Annotated in this window: 16 protein-coding genes; 7 read left to right on the plus strand and 9 right to left on the minus strand. The window is 72.5% G+C overall.

The genetic code is table 11. The features are described 5' to 3' along the window. Positions 1-6: 6 nt before the first annotated feature. Positions 7-1227 carry a DUF6545 domain-containing protein gene (locus tag ACFWAR_RS11115; RefSeq protein WP_385775451.1) on the minus strand — a complete coding sequence of 407 codons (1221 nt, stop codon included), beginning with the start codon at positions 1225-1227 and terminating at the stop codon, positions 7-9. Next, the gene (locus ACFWAR_RS11120; RefSeq protein ID WP_385775453.1) at positions 1220-1804 is read right to left on the minus strand and encodes an ImmA/IrrE family metallo-endopeptidase; all 585 of its coding nucleotides are present in this window, start codon (positions 1802-1804) and stop codon (positions 1220-1222) included. Before ACFWAR_RS11120 ends, ACFWAR_RS11115 begins: the two co-directional genes overlap by 8 nt. Positions 1805-2194: 390 nt before the next feature. On the opposite strand from ACFWAR_RS11120, the gene ACFWAR_RS11125 reads away from it, so the two are divergent. Further along, positions 2195-3199 (plus strand): hypothetical protein, encoded by a 1005-nt coding sequence (locus ACFWAR_RS11125; protein ID WP_385775455.1) that lies wholly within the window; start codon positions 2195-2197, stop codon positions 3197-3199. Positions 3200-3232: 33 nt separating this feature from the next. Here ACFWAR_RS11125 and ACFWAR_RS11130 read toward each other — a convergent pair whose 3' ends face one another. The 4 genes from ACFWAR_RS11130 to ACFWAR_RS11145 all read right to left on the minus strand — a co-directional run bounded on the left by ACFWAR_RS11130 (position 3233) and on the right by ACFWAR_RS11145 (position 7949). Then, entirely contained in the window at positions 3233-3826 is a 594-nt protein-coding gene (locus ACFWAR_RS11130; RefSeq protein ID WP_385775457.1) for a helix-turn-helix domain-containing protein, read from the minus strand. Between the two features lie 460 nt (positions 3827-4286). Beyond that, complete coding sequence (locus ACFWAR_RS11135; protein ID WP_385775459.1) at positions 4287-6629, minus strand: collagenase; 2343 nt, start codon at positions 6627-6629, stop codon at positions 4287-4289. A 245-nt stretch (positions 6630-6874) separates the two neighbouring features. Continuing rightward, positions 6875-7117 carry a hypothetical protein gene (locus ACFWAR_RS11140; protein WP_385775461.1) on the minus strand — a complete coding sequence of 81 codons (243 nt, stop codon included), beginning with the start codon at positions 7115-7117 and terminating at the stop codon, positions 6875-6877. A 157-nt stretch (positions 7118-7274) separates the two neighbouring features. Further along, positions 7275-7949, minus strand: coding sequence for a 2-phosphosulfolactate phosphatase (locus ACFWAR_RS11145; RefSeq protein ID WP_385775463.1), 675 nt, complete (start codon positions 7947-7949; stop codon positions 7275-7277). 204 nt (positions 7950-8153) lie between these two features. Between ACFWAR_RS11145 and ACFWAR_RS11150 the strand changes: the two genes are divergently transcribed. Beyond that, a complete protein-coding gene (locus tag ACFWAR_RS11150; protein ID WP_385775465.1) occupies positions 8154-9236 on the plus strand; it encodes a cation diffusion facilitator family transporter in 1083 nt (360 codons plus the stop codon). Between the two features lie 193 nt (positions 9237-9429). Next, complete coding sequence (locus ACFWAR_RS11155) at positions 9430-9795, plus strand: hypothetical protein (protein WP_385775467.1); 366 nt, start codon at positions 9430-9432, stop codon at positions 9793-9795. On the opposite strand, the gene ACFWAR_RS11160 is transcribed toward ACFWAR_RS11155, so the two are convergent. From ACFWAR_RS11160 to ACFWAR_RS11170, 3 genes are all read right to left on the minus strand, one after another. Then, entirely contained in the window at positions 9792-10640 is an 849-nt protein-coding gene (locus ACFWAR_RS11160; RefSeq protein WP_385775470.1) for a hypothetical protein, read from the minus strand. The genes ACFWAR_RS11155 and ACFWAR_RS11160 overlap by 4 nt on opposite strands. Continuing rightward, positions 10633-11064, minus strand: coding sequence for a DUF4440 domain-containing protein (locus ACFWAR_RS11165; RefSeq protein WP_385775472.1), 432 nt, complete (start codon positions 11062-11064; stop codon positions 10633-10635). The genes ACFWAR_RS11160 and ACFWAR_RS11165 overlap by 8 nt, the downstream gene beginning before the upstream one ends. An 87-nt stretch (positions 11065-11151) precedes the next feature. Further along, positions 11152-12255 carry a hypothetical protein gene (locus ACFWAR_RS11170; protein WP_385775474.1) on the minus strand — a complete coding sequence of 368 codons (1104 nt, stop codon included), beginning with the start codon at positions 12253-12255 and terminating at the stop codon, positions 11152-11154. Positions 12256-12736: 481 nt separating this feature from the next. Between ACFWAR_RS11170 and ACFWAR_RS11175 the strand changes: the two genes are divergently transcribed. The 4 genes from ACFWAR_RS11175 (at position 12737) to ACFWAR_RS11190 (ending at position 17386) form a co-directional block, all read left to right on the plus strand. Then, positions 12737-13969: a 2-isopropylmalate synthase gene (locus tag ACFWAR_RS11175; RefSeq protein WP_385775476.1), complete on the plus strand. Its 1233-nt coding sequence runs from the start codon at positions 12737-12739 to the stop codon at positions 13967-13969. Between the two features lie 79 nt (positions 13970-14048). Beyond that, complete coding sequence (locus ACFWAR_RS11180) at positions 14049-14783, plus strand: hypothetical protein (RefSeq protein ID WP_385775478.1); 735 nt, start codon at positions 14049-14051, stop codon at positions 14781-14783. A gap of 41 nt (positions 14784-14824) precedes the next feature. Then, complete coding sequence (locus ACFWAR_RS11185) at positions 14825-15406, plus strand: hypothetical protein (RefSeq protein ID WP_385775481.1); 582 nt, start codon at positions 14825-14827, stop codon at positions 15404-15406. 291 nt (positions 15407-15697) lie between these two features. Next, positions 15698-17386 (plus strand): IPT/TIG domain-containing protein, encoded by a 1689-nt coding sequence (locus ACFWAR_RS11190; RefSeq protein WP_385775483.1) that lies wholly within the window; start codon positions 15698-15700, stop codon positions 17384-17386. Positions 17387-17496: the final 110 nt, after the last annotated feature.

The following is a 17496-nucleotide window of genomic DNA, read 5'->3' on the forward strand; positions in this document are numbered from 1 at the left end:
GGGTGGCTAGGGCGCCGGGACCGGCCGCCTCGCCCCGTCGAGGCCGGCCGCGGCCAGCACGTCGGGATGGTCGAGGTAGCCCGCGACGCGCACCAGGTGGGCGCGCTGCGCCGCGGGTTCGAGACTCCCGCCGGGCAGGACCAGGCCGCTCTCGCCGTCCCGTTCGGCGCCGCTCCCGGTGAGGGCGACCGCCCGCAGGACCAGGGCCGCGGCCGCCGCGGCCCGCTCGTCCGCCAGGGGCCAGCCCCTCGCGCGTGCCAGGAGGTGGACGCGCACCACCGGTTCGTCGTCGAAGTACGGGTAGAGGCCGCGGATCGCGCTCAGGATGTCCGCCGTCCGCGTCACCAGGTGCCAGTCGCGCACGTGGAGCAGGCCCAGGTCGGTGACCCGGTTGCGTGCGTCCAGGGCGATGCGGGGATCGGCCCGGTGCGTCAGCTCCCACAAGGGGGTGAGGGCCAGGTAGTCCCGCCGGTCCGCGCGCCAGAGCGAGATCGCCGCCCCGGAGAAGCCCCAGTTGATGACGAGGGCCCCCACCGTGCCGGAGACGGGTCCCAGGCTGTGGAGCGGGTCCAGGGCGTGCGAACCCAGGGCGCCCGCGAGCGTCGCCGGCATCACGCAGGCGACGTATCCGGCGATGAACCAGGTCGCGAGGGAGATGTGCCGCAGGGCCCGGCGCAGCCGTGGATCGCTGTGGGAGGAGTGCGCGTTGCGGCGGAAGCGGACGGCCGTGGACACCGAGGCGTATGCGAGCCCGAGTTGGAACGCGGCCAACATGACCAGGGCTCCGGGGTCCTGCCCGTAGGCGATGTTGAAGTCCAGCGGCCGGGGCGCGTCGTCGAGGTCGCCCGCGGCGAATCCGGCCACCATGGCGACGGTCGCGGCGCAGTAGACGACCAACGGCCGTACGAGCCGCCCGCGCCCGGGTGCCTTCGCGGTCGGGTCGGGCCACCACATCAGGGACATCACGTGCGTGTGGGCGAAGAAGGCGAGGATGCAGGCGAAGACCACCGGCTCGGCCGCGTTCGCGGACCCGGTGAGACGGGCGACGGCGCGCCACACGAGCGGTGTCGCCACCAGGAAGGCCACGACGCCGACCGCCGAGCAGGTGGTGATCAGGCGCAGGGCCGTGGACCGTTCGCGGCGCCAGGCGGCGTACTTGCCGAGGGTGGTGCACGACGCCACCACGACGATGACCAGGTAGACCACGTCGGCCGCGCCCTCAGACACCGCTCGTCCCCCTGTGGCGCAGCGCCGACGCGGCGGGGGCTCCCTCTCCCGCGCCCGCACTCGTGTCGGTGATCATGCTGACGATGAGTCGGCCGAGGGTCTCCGCCTCCCGTTCAGGGAGGGATCCGCCGTGCGACCGGTGGGGGTGCGGTCCGTCGAAGTAGGACCGTGCCAGCATCATGCGGCCGATGCGCGGATCGAGCGCCGGTGCGAGCCCGGCGAGGAGTACGGACTGCAGCTCGTGGCCCACCGTCTGCGGGTCGTGGCCCAGGAAGGCGTGCGCGAGCTCGTGGGCGATGACGAAGTGCTGCAGGACGGTCGGCGAGTTCCTGTCCACCACGAGGGTCAGTTCGGTGGGGGTGTGGAGCAGCCCTCCGGTGAAGGGGTGCCGCAGCGGCAGGTGGACGATCCGGATCGGCGTGCCGCAGCTGCGGGCGACCGCGGCGCGGACTTCTTCCAGGGTCGGGTGGGCGGACAGCCCGAGCCGGGCGGAGAAGCCCTTGCGCAGTTTGCGCAGGGTGCGGATCTCCCTGACCGTGCCCGCGACGAGACCCAGGGTCCGGCGGACTGCCTGCATGGATCGTTCTCCCCACATGACCTGCGTGTCGGCGGAAGCGTGCGACGGATCGTCCGCACCACGCGCGGACGATCCCCTGTGTGCCGGACCGCCGACGGTGACGGACTAGTCCAGGCGCGAGCCGAACCGTAAGTCGGACGGTGCGGGGGCGTGGGCGGCGGCGGGCGAGAGGGCCGCGCGGGCACTGACTCTCGGCGGGCGCGGGGGCCGCGCGCGACCGGGTCCGTCCCCGACACGGGTCTGGTCGGCCGGAGAAGGGCCGACGGGGCGGTGCGCCCGTGCCTGGATAATCACACTCGGCAGCCTGTACGTTCCCCGCGGGGGAGATCAAGTAGGAGCGGCTTCCGGTCGGCGCACTTCCCGGATCGGAAGCCCCGATGGGGAGGGTTCGTGCGAGCAGCGGACGCGGGCGGGCGACTCGATCGGCTGGACCTGTCGGCCGAGGCGCGGGAGGTCTTCCTGCGCCTGTCGGACGGAAGGCCGCTGTCGGACCCCGGGAGCGGACCCGCGCGCGACCGCCAGGAGCGGGCCCTGTCCGAGCTGCTCGCCGGTGGGCTCATCGCCGATTCGCCCTTCTCCCGGGGGCGGTACGCGGTGCAGGACCTGGCTCAGGTGGAACGGTCGGTCGTGCAGGCGGAGATAGGCGAGCTGATGGACCGCCTGCAGCGGCTCAGCCGGGTGCCCGAGGTGCTGTCGGGCCTCGCCGCGCAGGCGGGCGCCCAGCCCGTCGGGGGCATCGAAAGGCTCGCCGACAAGGGGGAGGCGAACGACGTGCTCACGCGGATGGTCGCGGGGGTCGAGGCGTGCCTGTGGAGTGCGCACCCCGTCGACCGGCCGGCGTGGAGCTTGGAGGCCTCGCTGGAGCGGGACCTGGCCATCGTCCGCCGGGGTCTGGAGTACCGCACGATCTATCCGCACACGGCGCGGGCCCGTGACGCCGAGGTCAAGTGGGTGGCCGCGATGACGGACGCGGGCGCCGCGGTCCGCACGCGGGCCCCCGACTACCTCAGGACGATCGTCGTGGACAGGAGGGCCGTGATGATCGCGGCGCCGCCGGAGTTCGAGGGGCGGACGGAGGCGTTCTTCATCACCCAGCCGGTCGTCGTGGCGATCGTCGTGTCGTTCTACGAGCAGCTGTGGGAGCGGTCCAGGCCGTGGCGGGGGGAGCGGCGCCAGGAGGCGGGAGAGCTGGCGACGACCCCGCAGATGCGCGACTTCATCCGCATGCTGCGGGAGAACAGGACCCGTTCGGAGATCGCGCGCACGCTCGGCACCAGCGAGCGGAGCCTGACGAGCCTGCTCGGCCGGATCTACCGGGCCACGGGCACCGACAACCTGATGGCGTTGGGCGAATGGTGGGCGACCTCTCCCGACCGGGACCAGGACCTGGGGTGAGCCCGGGGCCTCGGCGCCCGCCGCCCGCGGCGCTCAGCCGTGTGCCGCGTGGCCGGTCGGGGGCAGGGCGCCGAGGTAGCGGCCGATGACGGCCGGTACGCCCGCCTCGCGCAGCTCCACCAGGAGCTCAACCGACGCCTTCGTGTCCCGGACCCGTACGTCGTCGGGCGGCAGGCTGAAGAACGCGGCCCCGGCCGCCACGCCGAAGTGCCGGGCGAGGGCCTGCGGGGGGTCGTCGGTGAAGAACGACGGGTCCACCTGGAACATCCGGCAGATGGCCATCGTCGACTCCAGGGTGGGCTTGCTCTTCCCCGCCAGCAGGTTGTAGAGCCACACCCGGGACTTCCCGCACGTTTTGGCGACGTCCCCGAGCAGGTACGGCACTCCGGACTCCGTCACCCGGGTCCTGAGCAGGTGTTCCAGCCTGCTCACGAACGGGCAGGTCCCCGGCGGCCGATCCAGCGGGACCCCGGCCCGCAGGTCGGCGATGTCGGCCGTCGGCAGTCCGGTCGCGAGGCCGACGGCCTCGTTCGACTGCGGGGCGCCGCCGCGCGGGTGGATGTGGGCGAAGAGGAAGTTCAGGCGTTCCGCGAGCAGCGCCGCCCGCTCGTCCACGGAGTCGCTCATGGCCGCCACCTTCCTGCCGTACTGGAGCCGCTCCAGTCCCGGCTACCCGGGGATCTCCCGGCCACGCTTCCGGCAGTGCAAGTGTAGGTGCGTGCTGGTGATAACTATTGTTGACATGGTTGGGGTGCGTGGCGCAAGATCTTGGCATTGCCACCGGAGCTTCGCTTTCGCTGCTGCGAAACGGAGCCCGGTACGGCTGTGCGCCGCCCGACGGTTGCGGCCCCCACGGGGGAGGGTCGCATGGGGATCGGATCCCTTGTGAGATCCGGTGACAACCCTGAAGCCACCGGGCGGCGCACGGCTGTGCGGCCGGCGAGCCCGACGGTGCGAACGGCCGGTCGGGCCGGTTTGCATGCGCAAGATCAGCTCGGGCGCACCGGCATCACCGGATGCGCGACGGCGCCGCCCCGCCGTCCGGGCATCGGGCGGCAGGGCGGCGCCGTGGGTGGGGCGGAGCCGGTCACTTGGACTGCGTGGAGAGGCTCACCCCGCTGAAGTCCTGCGCGGCGGCGAGGCTGAAGTAGACCCAGCCGGACGGCGGGTCGTCGATGGTCAGGGTCTCCTCGTTGCCGACCCGGGTGGACTTCGCCTGGTAGCCGTTGGTGGTCGCCCAGGTGGGGCCGTTGTAGTAGAGGTCGGCGTTGCCGGCGCCCCCGCTGCTCGTGATGGTCAGCTGCTTGACGCCGGCCGGCAGGTACACGAAGTGGTAGCTGTAGTTGCCGGCGGCGGCCGCGAGGTTGTCGCGGCGGCAGTTCTTGTCGAACTGGCGGGCGTCGGCGATCGTGCAGAGCGGCGTGGTCCGGGCCTGCGGAAGGGCGCCGCAGTCGTCGGTCGCGCACGTCGTGGTGAGCCAGGTCTCGAAACCGGCGTCGTAGCGGGTGCCGATGGTCTGCTTCAGGAAGGCGCGGGCGCCGTTCCAGTCGCCCGCGCGGTACTTGGCCAGCACGGTCTCGACGTCGGCCGGGTGGGCCTGGAGCATGTAGCGGACCGCGAGGAAGCCCCAGCGGTAGACCCGGTTCGCGTTGACGTCGGGGTCGGCGTCCTGGTTGTAGACGGTGTCGAACAGGTCGCTGAGCTTGTACGTCTTCTTGGCGGCCTCGGCGATCGCGGCGGCGTTGCGCTCGCCCCGGTAGCCGAAGGAGATGTTCTCGGCGATGCCCTCCACCCACCAGATGGTCGGCGTGGTGATGCCGGCGTCGAAGTCGCCGGCCATGTTGTAGCGGCCGTCGAGGTAGTGGGTGTACTCGTGGTTGAGGTTCCAGATCTGGAAGTCCGGGCGCAGCCAGTCGGCCTCGTGGGCGATGAAGCGCGCCTGGTTGCCGGGAAGGGCCGGGTTGCCCTCCTCGTACATGCCGCCGTTGTCGACGTCGATGTTGTAGATGGCCCAGGCGTACAGGGAGTACTGGGTGTAGTCGTCGAAGACGACGACCTCCAGGTCGGTGTTCACGTCACCCGGGATCGGGCCCTTGTCACCGATGACCCGGTGGAAGTAGGCGTCCTCGTTGACCAGGCTGGTACAGGTGCCCTCCAACTGCCCGGGGGACATGTCCTGGGCGCGGATCTTCAGCCCCGGGGTACAGGTGTGCCGGATCGGCAGGATCGCGGGAAGCACGCGGTCGCCCAGGTCGCAGATGGAGTAGGCCGCGCAGTTGTTCCTGTCGTACTGGCGCGTGTACCAGCCCAGGTTCATGGTGATCGGCGCGGTGGGGCCGACGTTCGGGTAACGGTTGATCAGGTCCTTCAGCAGCGGCCGGACCCGGTCCCTGAGCTCGGGGACGTCCAGGGCGTAGCCGAGGTAGCGGCCGACGTTGCTGACGACGTCCAAGCGGTTCAGCTGCGCGCCGTTGCGCGTGATGAAACCGGCCCAGGTGTTCAGGATGCCGGGGTCGGCCTTGAGGGCGGCCCGCCAACCGCGGTCGTCGTTCTTGGCCTTGAAGCCGTTCTGGACGACCCACTCCACGTGCTGCATGGCGAGGTTCATCTGGCCGGGCCAGGTGGCGTCGAAGGCGCCGAGCATCCACTTGACGACGCCGGCGTAGCGGCCGGCCGTGTGGCTGCTGTCGATCAGCGTGACGACCTCGTTGAGGATCTCACCGTTGGCGTCGGTGACGTCCTTGCTGTGCGGCGCCGCGAAGAAGGCGTCCAGCGCGCCGCGCGCCGCGCCGTCGAGCGCCGAACCGTAAGGGCCCACGGCGTCGGCGTTGTTCTCCTGCACGTAGTAGCCGGCGCGCAGGAACAGCACCAACTGGCCCACGGAGGCGTTGTTGTTGCCCGAGTAACCGGCGGAGGCGTCGCGCAGCGCGTTGGCCACGGTCACCATCTGGGCTTCGCCGAAGGCCTTGCGCGCGTTCTCCCCGGTGAGGTTGAACAGCGGGTAGGTGCAGTCGATCCGGGGGAGGGTCCTGAGCTGCTGGACCAGTGCGCCGCCCGTGGAGTTGATCACGCCGGAGAGGTCGCCGCAGGCGTCCGCCGCCGCGGCGGAGGGCCGCGCGCCGGGCCGCGGCGACGTGGCGGGGGCGGCCGACTCGACGGCGGGGGCGGGCTGCGGGGCGGACACCAGGGCGCTGTCCTGTGCGGAGATCCGGAACCGCGCGTTCTTGTTCGTCGCGTCGGGCGACCTGGGCACCGGGATCGACCGGGGCGCCGGGGCCGCGGCGCCGCGCGCGGTGGTGCCGGCCGGGGTGGCGCCGACGGAGACGGCGGCCTGGCTCGGCGGTGTGAACAGACCGAGCGTGATGAAGACGGCCGCGCCGAGCGCAGGAAGCCTGCGCGCGTTGGCCTTGGATATCCGGAAGGGATGCATCTGCGGGGGCCTCCGGGGCCGTTGAGGCCACGTGCTGGGTGGCACGGGCCAGGCAGTAGGCATGCTGGTTGGCATGTGACATGTAAAATTTCACATGTCGCATCCCGCCGGAAGGGTTTCGGCCAGATTCATCGGCCGCCGCAACTGAAACGTTGTCAATCAACGGGCCCGGACATGCCACTGGGAGCGGCGGTGGAACCGCCGCTCCCAGTGGAAGCCGTACGTCGTGGCGCCGGGGCGTCGTACTAGAAGTGGATGCCCAGGAACGTGCCGCGGTCCCACTCGAACTCGGTGGACGAGGTGTTGGTGTAGATCGGGCCGACGTGGTCGACGACACCGGCGAACGACGAGTCGCTGGTGCGGCCGGCGCCCTGCGAACCGGTGCCCTGGACGAGCCCGCCACCGTCGTTCGCGAGAGCGGCGCCGGCGCCACCGAGCAGGATTCCGGCGGCGAGGACCGAGGCGGTGAGGGCAGAGCGCATACGCATGGATACTCCCAAGGATTTCTGGACAACGCGCCGGGAAGCGGTCGCGTCGGGCCGTTCAACGCCGGGGAACGATCACGGGAAACGGCAGCTCACCCCATTGGCGGGGGAGCATGGGGGGCGCAGGGAGCGCGCGCCCGGTGATCGGGGCGCTACCGGATCACACCGCGCAGGGGCGCAAGGTCATGAGCGGGCCCTCCCGGCGGGCGACCATCGCGAAGGGGAACCGGTCCATTTCCAGGCAGAGTTGGACGTCATCGGGGTGTGCGCCCTCGCGTATGCCCTCCGCCAGCTCGGTGGCGGCCCGCGAGTCGGCGGCGCGGCGCAGGAAACCGGCCGCGTCCGTTTCGGCCCCGCCCGCCCGCCGGGCGATGTACTGGGCGCAGGCGAGGTCCTCCTCGGCCCGCCCGTCCTCACCGGTGACCACGAACGTCACGCGGTCGCACCCCCGCGTGCGCAGGAGCCGCGCCGTCGCCTCGGCCACCACGAAACCGGCGCACAGCACCAGCGACGCGTCCTGGACCGCGAGGGCGCCGACCGTCCCCGCCGTGGTCTTCTGCACGACGGTGCGTCCGTCGAGGTCCATGGACCTCAGCAGGCCGGGCGAGTTGACGGTGTCGAACCCCGGTGCGGGCGCGCCGTCCTTGAGCGCCACCCAATCCGGGTGGCGTTCCTTGTGCGCCAGGGCCTCGTCCAACGAACCGGCCAGAACGATCCGTTCCGCACCCTGGCCGAAGGCCCACGCGGCCACCGTGAAGGCACGCATGACGTCGACCACGACGGCCACGGACGGGGTATCGGTCAACTCGTCGATGCCGAGGAAGAGGGAATCCATCCGGCCATGATCACGGACGCCCGCCCCGGAACGCCCGTCCCGTGTCGCGCATCACACGGACCCGGCCGGACGGGCGGCGGTGCCCGGCGCTCCAGGGCGTGCGGAGCAGTTGCCCAGGGGCCCCAATTGCCAGTGCGTCGCACCTGGTCAGGGCGTGTACGTCGGCCGTAGCCGCAAGGGGATCCGTGTGCCACGGTGGGCCGTATGGAGGCGAAGCCGCAACCTCGTGCGCACGTCCACGCCCACGATCACGATCATGTCCACGATCAGGATCATGTCCACGACCGCCCGTACCCGCACGGACACCCGCACCCGCACCCGCACCCGCACCCGCACCGAAGCCGGCTCCGGCACCTGGTGCGGCCCCACCGGCACGACGGCGCCGACCGGGTCGACACGGCGATGGAGGCCTCCCGCGAGGGGATGCGCACGCTCTGGGTGTCCCTCGTCGTCCTGGGGGTGACCACCGCCGTCCAGGCGGGGGTCGTCGTCCTGTCGGGCTCGGTGTCCCTGCTCGGCGACGCGATCCACAACGCCGCCGACGCCCTGACCGCCGTCCAGCTCGGGATCGCCTTCGTGCTCGGGCGCAGGGCCGCGAACCGCCGCTACACCTACGGCTACGGCCGCGCCGAGGACCTGGCGGGGATCCTCGTCGTGCTGACCATCGCGGCGTCCGCGGTACTCGCCGCCTGGGTCGCCGTGGACCGGCTGTTCGAACCGCGCGACGTCACCCACCTGCGGGCCGTTTCCGCGGCCGCGCTGACCGGATTCGTCGGCAACGAGTGGGTCGCCCGCTACCGCATCCGCACCGGGAGGAGGATCGGTTCCGCCGCCCTGGTCGCCGACGGCCTGCACGCGCGCACCGACGGCTTCGCCTCCCTGGCCGTCCTGCTGGGCGCCGGGGGCGCGGCGCTCGGCTGGCGGGCGGCCGACCCCGTCATCGGCCTGCTGATCACCGCCGCGATCCTGCTGGTCCTGCGGGACGCCGCCCGCGAGGTCTGCCGACGTCTGATGGACGGGGTCGATCCCGCCCTGGTCGACACGGCCGAGCGGGCCCTGCGCGGTGTGGGCGGAGTGCTGGACGTCGGTCAGGTGCGCATGCGGTGGATCGGCCACGCGCTGCGGGCCGAGGCCGAGGTGGTCGTCGACGGCCGCCTGACCGTCGCGCAGGCCCACGAGGTGACCGCCGCTGCCGAGGGCGTCCTCGTGCGCGCGATCCCCCGGCTGACCGCCGTGTCCGTACGTACCTCCCCCGTCTCCGTCTCCGTCTCCGGCGCCGGGGCGTAGGGGGCGCCGGACTCCGTGCGCCCCGTGCCCTTGCCAGGGAGGCCCCCCTCGTCGACGATGCTCCGCAGCCCCGTCTGGCCGGAACACAGCGGTTCGGCCGGGGAACCGGGGGAACCCGGAAGTCTCGGAGAACGCCACCGAGAACACCGAGCACACCGAGAAACACCGAGAAACACAGGGAACAGGGGAGACAGTGACGAGGAACAGCAGGCCAGGGAAGCGCCCCGCACGGGCCGCCGCATGCGTACCGCTCTTCGTGATCGCCGGGCTCCTGCTCGGTCCGGCCGCAACGGCCACCGCGGCCGTGCCGACCGCCCGGCAGGCCTCCGCCGTGGCGGCCCTCCCGCACACCGCCCCGGCGAGCGGCACCGGTGCGACGACCGGCGTGCGCGCGTCGGTGCCCACCCGGGTCGAGGCCGTCACCGGCACGAAGAAGAGCAAGAAGAGCAAGAAGAAGGGCGGACTCTTCAAGAAGCTCCTGATCGGCCTGGTGGTCGTGATCGTGCTGCTCGTGATCCTCTACGGGGTCCGCCGCGCGCTGCGCAGCAGGTCCTCCTAGGCAGAGGCAGAGGCGGCGTCAGGCGGCCAGGGCAGTCGTACGGCCTCGATCTCCTCGTCGGCGAGGAGGGCCTCGATGAGCGCAGCGGGGCCCGCCACCTTGGTGGCCATCAGGTCGTAGTCCGTGCACACGACCCACGAGCGGTCCTCGGCCCAGAAGTTGGAGGGACTCCACCCGTCTTCTTCGGGGTGCTCGTACAGCACCTTCGCGTCCGCGAGGGCGCCGGCCCGCACGTGCAGGTTGTCGAAGTCCTCGGCCGCGAGCAGCAGCGGGTTGTAGTAGGCCAGGCAGCGGGCCGCCGGACCCGTCACGCTGTGCGCGGAGAGGATCTCGGCCAGCCGGTTCCAGGAGGTCCGGTCCATGCTGCCCTCGCGCGGTGAGGTGACGCCGACGGGCCAGTGGCGCTGTCCGGTCGGCGGGAACGAGGTGAGGTACGGCGGCGAGCCCTCGGGCACCACGGGATCCCCGCTGCGGCGGGCCAGCTCCTGCCAGCGCACCCGGTGCCAACGGGGTCCCGGCCGCTCGCCCGGGTCGCGGCCCACCACCTCCGCCGGGTCGAGGCCCGGGACGATCTCGGGGCCGCCGCCCATCAGCACGGCCCGGTGGTACTCGGTGTACGTCATGTCGAACGGCCCGAGTTCGTGGGCGTACAGGGGATGGAGCACCCAGGCCGCGTCCGGCAGCGGCGGCGGCATGAATCCGGTGAGCCCGTCGTCGTCGGTCAGCTCCCGCAGCCAATCGACGTCCGGGGAGTCGGCGATCGGCCATCGCGCGGTCGCCAGGTCCGCGTCGGTCGGCTCGCCCGGCCCCCGCACGTCCCGCGTCTCCACCGGAACCTCAGCCATGCGTCGGGCCGGGCGGATCGGAGGGCACGGGCGTGGCCTGGTGGTAGTACATCCGCCACGCGGAAGGCGCGGCAGCGTCCAGCGGGTCCTGGGACGTCCGCCAGATCGAACTGCGGCGGGCCCGTCGACCGTCGATCGTCGTCTCGTACGTCAGGTGCACCACGCCCGGGGCCAACACGGTCCCCGTCATGCCGACGGGCTCGTAGCGCGGCCCGTCCTCGCCGCCGCCCTCCATCTCCGGCAGCGCGGCGAGCATCGCCTCCCGGTCCCACGTCCGCCCCGAGGCCCCCACCTCGACGAACGCGGGGTCCAGGAGCCGGCGGGCCCGTTCCCTCGACGTGCGGACCTCGGGGGCCATCAGTTCCAGCTCCCGTGCCACGACCTCGGCCACCGTCCCGGTCACGTCGTCCGTCCTCGATGTCATGGAGCCATCTTGACCCACGCCGTCGACGCACCGGAGCCCCGGCCCACCCGCTGGTGGGCCGGGGCTCCGGCGGTGGGGCGGGGACGGTCAGGAGAAGTGGCGGACGAACAGGTCCGAGGTGCCGTTGGTGTCGTCGGGGACGATGTCGGACGCCGTGGACTGGAAGACCACGTCGTGCCCACCGGTGCTGACCGCGTTGGTCCCGGCCGAGGCGGGCTGGGTGGAGACGATCTCGTCGGTCCCCGTCTGCAGGTCGCGGAGCGTGAGCGTGGACGCGCCGGTCGAGCCGGCCGGGGCGTACAGGAGGTGGCGGCCCGTGGGATCGATGGCCACGCCCCGTACGTTCGCCACCAGTTGGGACGTGGCCGTGGCCACGTCGTAGACGTAGGTGTTCGAGCCCGCGAGGTAGACGACCTTGCTGCCGTCGTCGCTCAACTGGACCAGGGAGGCCGCCACGGACGGGCCCTCGATCGGGCCGACCATGGTGTCGCCGATCAGGTCCCGGAGGAAGACGTCCTTCGACTCGCCGTCCTGGAAGGCGACGTACCGGGCGTCACCGCTCATGGACGGGCGGGACGCGGCGAGGTGGGGCAGGTTGATGACCACCCGCGTGGTGTTGGTCTGCGCGTCCTGGACCTCGATGGTCTGGTACTCGTACCCGCGCTGGGTGTGGAGGATGGCGAGGGCCAGGTACCGTCCGTCCGTGCTGAACGAGGACTGGTTGCAGCTCCATGCGGAGCAGTTGGCCTGGATCGCCGCTCCCGAGGAGATCTGCTCCATGCGGACCCGTACGTTGCGCATCCACTGCACCGGGTAGGTGACGTACCCTCCGTTGCCGCTGACCGCGACGGGGCCCAGCGGCGTGTAGTCCGAGACCCGCTTGGTCTGTCCCGTCTGCAGGTCGCGCAGGTACGGCCGGTCCGCGGCCGACGCGGCGCCGGTCCCCAGGTTGGTCGCCGACGAGGTGAAGGCGACGTGCCGGCCGCCGGGCGTGATCGAGGCGCCGGTGGAACTCCCGTTGCCCTGGGTGCCGTCGGGCGCGACGCTGATCCTCTCGACGGTGCTGGTGAGACTGCCCGAGGCCCCCGCCGTGGCTGCGGGCATGACCGCCGTGACGGCGCAGACCGCGACCGCCGTGCTCAGGACGGCCCGTAATCGTCTGGTGGTGCTCCCGTTCGTCTTTCCCCTCATTTTCCCCCCAAGTAGGACAGGTTTTCTCCCCCGGTTCCCTACCGGAGGAACACGAGCATGCAACCGTGGCGGCGCTGTGGGGTCAATGGGGTCACATGCCCGAGAGATGTGCAGAGGTGCGGTTTCGGCCATTGTGTGAGCGACCGCTTCCGCTGTCGGCGCGCGGCGATCGGGGGAGTTGTCCATGCGGCGGCCTGCGGTGGTGTCCGCGCGCATCCGGCGGGATCCGGACCGGCGGTGCGAGCGGCAAGATCATCGACTGTTCCAGCCCGTCCCGAAACCACCCCCGCGCACCCCCGTCCCGGCTCCTTCGACGCCCGCGGCCGACGGAACGCGAGAGGCGTCGATACGAGTCGATACGGGTCGAGGGTTGTCCGCCCTTGTCGATCACCCCTCCCGGCGGCACTCCGCGTGAGAAGGTCGTCGCACGGCGTGGCGAACAAGTGCCGCACGGAGGAAGAGGGTTGCAAGGGTGTCCGCAGTGGACGTGGTACGCGAGTCGGCCGGCGCGGGCCGGGTGGTCTTCTTCGAGGAGTCGGCGCGGGACGGGGCGCAGGCCAAGACGCTGATGAGCGCACCCTTCCGGGTCCGGTTGGCCAGGGAACAGGGGGCGGTGTTCGGGGCGGACGGCCCGCGCCACGTGGTCTTCGCGGCGGGCTTCCCCTCGGTGTGCGCGCAGGAGTTCGAAGCGACGCGGCAGGTCGCCCTGGAAGCACAGGAGTCGGTCAGTCCGGCCGCGATCTGCCGCGGCACGCAGGCCGACGTGCGGCTGGCCCTGAGCGCGGTGCGCGGTGCGCTGCACGCCCGGGTGATGGTGATCGTGGCGGCTTCGGAGGCGACCGCACACGCCCTGGTGCACACCGACGCCCGCCAGGCGCTCGAACAGGGCCTGACGGTGGTCAAGGAAGCGGTGCACCGGGCCGACGGCGTCGCCGTGGACGTGTGCCTGGTGGACGCCCCCCGCGCCGACCCCGCCCTGCTGGCCGAGTACGCCGGGGCGATGACGGCCCAGGGCGCGGGTACGGTCGTCCTCGCGGACACGGTCGGCGACCTCCTGCCCGACCGTACGCGGGCCCTGTTCGAGCGCGTCGCCGCGGGCGCGGGACCGGACACCGTCCTGGTCTCGCACCTGCACAACGACCTCGGTCTCGCGCTGGCCAACACCCTGGCGGCGCTGGCGAGCGGGGTCCGGGTGGCGGCCTGCTCCTGGCTGGGCATGGCCGAGCGCAGCGGCATGGTGGCCACCGAACAGCTGCTCTTCCTGCTCGGCCACGATCCGGCCAAGGCGGAGCAGGTCCTGGGGCGCGGAGCCGAGCCGTGGTGGACCGCGCCCGACCTGACCCGGTTGCCGGGGATCGCCCGGATGGTGTCGGAGCAGACCGGGGTTCCGCTGACGGTCACCACCCCCGTCGTGGGTACGGGCGTCGCCACGATCTCCACGGGCACGCCCTTCACGCACCCGCAGACCTTCCAGCCCTACGATCCCCAGCGGCACCTCGGCCTGGCCCCGACCGTGGTCCTGACCCACCTGGCGAGCCGTCGCGTGCTGCGCGCCGTCGCCGAACGGCTCGGGCACCGGCTGGATCCCGCACAGACGCGCACCGCGCTCGACTGGGTGAAGGACCGCGCCTACCGCGACGGCCGGGCCGTCATCGCCGACGCCGACTTCGCCGCCTACCTCGACGGCCTCACCGCCACCGCGCAGCCGCTCTGAAACGCCCCGCGCGCAGGCACGTATCGTCGCCGTCGCACCCCCCCCGCGCACCGAGTACGCCCTTCGAACGGACAGGACCATGCCGAACGACTCCGCCCCGCTGGACGCCCCGTCGGATGCCCTTCCGGACGCCGCGCCGGACGCCTCGTCGGACGCGGCGCCCGAGGCGCCGTTGGACATCGCCGCCGCCTCCGAGGCCCTGGGGGACGGGCGCGCCGCGGTCCTGCCCAACCCCAGCCCGCTCACCTACGTCGTCGCCGCCACCACGCCCGGCGCCGTCAACCGGGCCAAGGGCAGACCGGCCGACCAGGAGGTCGCCCTGTGGGTGCACGCCGACGCCGTCTGGCAGGACCTGGCCCCGGCCCTGTCCCTTTCACCGGCGGCCCGGCGCGGTGCGCTGGACCTGCTGCGCGGCGAACGCGTCACCCTGCTGGTGCCCGTGAGCGCCGACGCCCCCTGTCCGGCCTGGGCCGGGCCCGCGCTGCGGGACGGCCACCTGCTGCTCTTCGGCGCCCGTTGGCAGCCCTTGGCCCCCTTGCTGGAAGGTTTCCCCCGGCTGTACGTGAGCAGCGCCAACCGCACCGGCGGGCCACCGGCCGCCACCGCCGCGGAGGCGACGGCCATGTTCGGGCCGGGCGTGGCGGTCGTCGACGCGGACGCCCTGCGGGAGTCGGGTGCGCCCCATGCCGCCACCACCATGCTGCGCATCTCCCGCGAGGGCGAGTTGGCCCACGTACGCGGTGGTGCGCAGGACCGGGCCCACGGCCCCGATCCGGCGCTCTACCTCGAACGACTGCGCGCCGCGGGGGCCTGAGCGGCCCGCCGGATGTCAGTGCTGGATCGTAGGTTCTCCGCATGGGAATCTACGTGTGCGACGTCGGCCCCGACGATTGGGCGGACGAAGAGGTGCTCGGGCCGACCGCGCGGGCCCTCGCCGCCGAGCTGCGCCGACGGGGGCTCGACCCCTGCCCGCAGCCGTCCCCGCGGGATCCGCGTGCGCGCTCCGGAGCGCCGTTCGAAGAGAAGCTGAACAGGCCGCTGGGCTCCTTCGAGGAGCTGTGCCGGCAGGACCCGGCCGGTGAGGAGTGCTACGACGCGCTCCTGGGCTGGGACCTGCTCGTCCCGGTCGCCTTCGAGGGCGCCCTCGAACTGCCGGTCGCGTCGCCGTACGACGACGTCACCACCGTCCGCGGTGCGCACGCCGCGCGCGCGGCGGCCCGGCGCCTGGCCGACCGGATCGCGTTGCCCCCGCAGGTCCCCCTGCACGGCGGCAACCTCGCCCTCACCAACTGGTTCGACGGCCCGGCGGTCGCCGACGCGGCCGCCACCCACCCCGGCCCCTGGGCGCGGGCCGTGGACGCGGCCTTCTGCACGGCGCTGTACCTGGGGGCGGCCGAGCATGCGATCCGCTACACCCGCCCCGTGCGTTACGTCTGATGTCGCTCCGGGAGCGGGTGGTCCAAGCAGACAACCCGCTCACTGAATCGGTCATCACCTGATCTGAAATGGACAACTGCGAAAGTTCTGCCCGGTACGTGATCCCCCGCTGGCACGATGTCGGCGACTCGCCGTGGCTGGATTTCGGTGAGCATGCGAGGGACGCGCCCGTCGTCTGCCGGGGTGGTTGACGCCGACGGCCGGACGCGTCTTGTGTGACCGCGCCACAGCCGGTTCCCGGGGGCCTCCGCTTCCCGCCGTCGTGCCGCGGCCTTCGAGGGGGGAACCATCGTGTCCACGAGCACCCTGTTACGCCCGCACCGCCTCCGCGGCCGACGCCGCACGGCGCTGGTCGCCGCCTTCGCCCTCGCCGCGACCGGCCTGTCCGCCCTGGGCGCCACACCGGCGGCGGCGGTGGACGGGCCGACCCCGATCGCCACCGTCCCCCTGGGCGCGAGCCCCGAGAACCTCTCGGTGGCACCGGACGGCAAGCACGTCTACGTCAGCAACGCCGGTGTCTTCGGGGGCAACCCCGGCAACACCGTCATGGTGGTGGACACCGCCACCAACACCGTCGGCGCCACCATCCCCGTCGGCAACGGCCCGACCGCGCTCGCGGTCACCCCCGACAGCGCGCACCTCTACGTCGTCAACCGCGGCGCGGGCACGGTCAGCGTCGTCGACGCCGCCACCAACACGGTGACGGCCACCATCGGCGGGATCGGCGACCCGAAGTCGGTCGCGGTCAACCCGGCCGGAACCCGGGCCTACGTCGTCGATTCCAGCGGCTCCAACGGGTCGGTCCGCGTCATCGACACCGCCACCAACACCGTCGCGGCGACGGTCCCGGTCGGTCCGTTCCCGCGCGACGTCGCCTTCAGCCCCGACGGCGCCCGTGCCTACGTCTCCAACGTCGGCAACAGCACGCTGGGCGTCATCGACACCGCGAGCCTCACCGTGACCGGTAACGTCGCGCTCGGCGCGCAGCCGTACGCGCTCACGGTCAACCCCGTGAGCGGAGCGGTGTACGCCAGCCACGGCGCCGGCGACTCCGTGTCCGTGGTCGACCCGGCCACGCTCGCCGTCACCGCGACGATCACCACCGGCGGCAACCCGGGCGGCGCGGCCGTCAGTCCGGACGGCGCGACCGCGTACGTGCCCAACATCGGCAGCAACACCCTGTCGCTGATCGACACCGCGACGAACACCGTCACCAAGAACGCGTCGGTCGGCGGCGGCCCCGTCGACGCCGGGGTGAGCCCGGACGGCAACCTGGTCTACGTCGTCAACAACGGCAGCGAAACCCTCGAGGTGCTGAGCGTGGGCACGGCGGTGCCCGCCGTGACCGGCATCAGCCCCTCCTCCGGCCCGACGACGGGCGGCGCCGCCGTCACGGTCACCGGCGTCAACCTGGCCGGCGCCACCGCCGTCACCTTCGGCTCCACCCCCGCCACCGGGGTCAGCTGCACCGCGACCACCTGCACCGTCACCGCTCCCGCCCACGCGGCCGAAGGCGTCGACGTACGGGTCACCACCCCCGGCGGCACCAGCGCCGTGAGCCCGGCCACCCGGTACACCTACCTCGCGCCGCCCGCGGACATCGACGTCGACCTCACCACGCAGCCCCAACTGGGCCTGCTGCTGCCCTACCTGACCTACACCCTCACCGCGCGCAACACCGGCCCGGGCACCGTCACCTCCGCGACCCTGACCGCCACCCTCCCGGCCGGAGCCTCGGCCACGAACCTCTCCGCCGGATGCACGAGCGCCGGTGCCACGGTCACCTGCACCTACGGGACCATCGCCAACAACGCGAGCGCGAGCAAGACCTTCCGCGTCCCGCTGCACCTGTTGACCCTCGGCCCGGTCAAGGTCACCGGAGCGCGCACCGCCTCCGCGCCCACCGACCCCAACCACGCGAACGACACCGCGAGCGTCACCTGCACCGCCCTCTCCATCATCCTGGTGACCTGCCCCTGATCCACCCGGGGTGGGGCTCCGCCCCGTAGCAACGCCCGATCCCCGATGTTCGTGACGATGCCGGCCGCACACCCGCGGTCGGCATCGTCACGTCCGCAGCGCTGCCGGGC

The organism is Streptomyces sp. NPDC059917 (genome assembly GCF_042730635.1).
GTDB lineage: Bacteria > Actinomycetota > Actinomycetes > Streptomycetales > Streptomycetaceae > Streptomyces.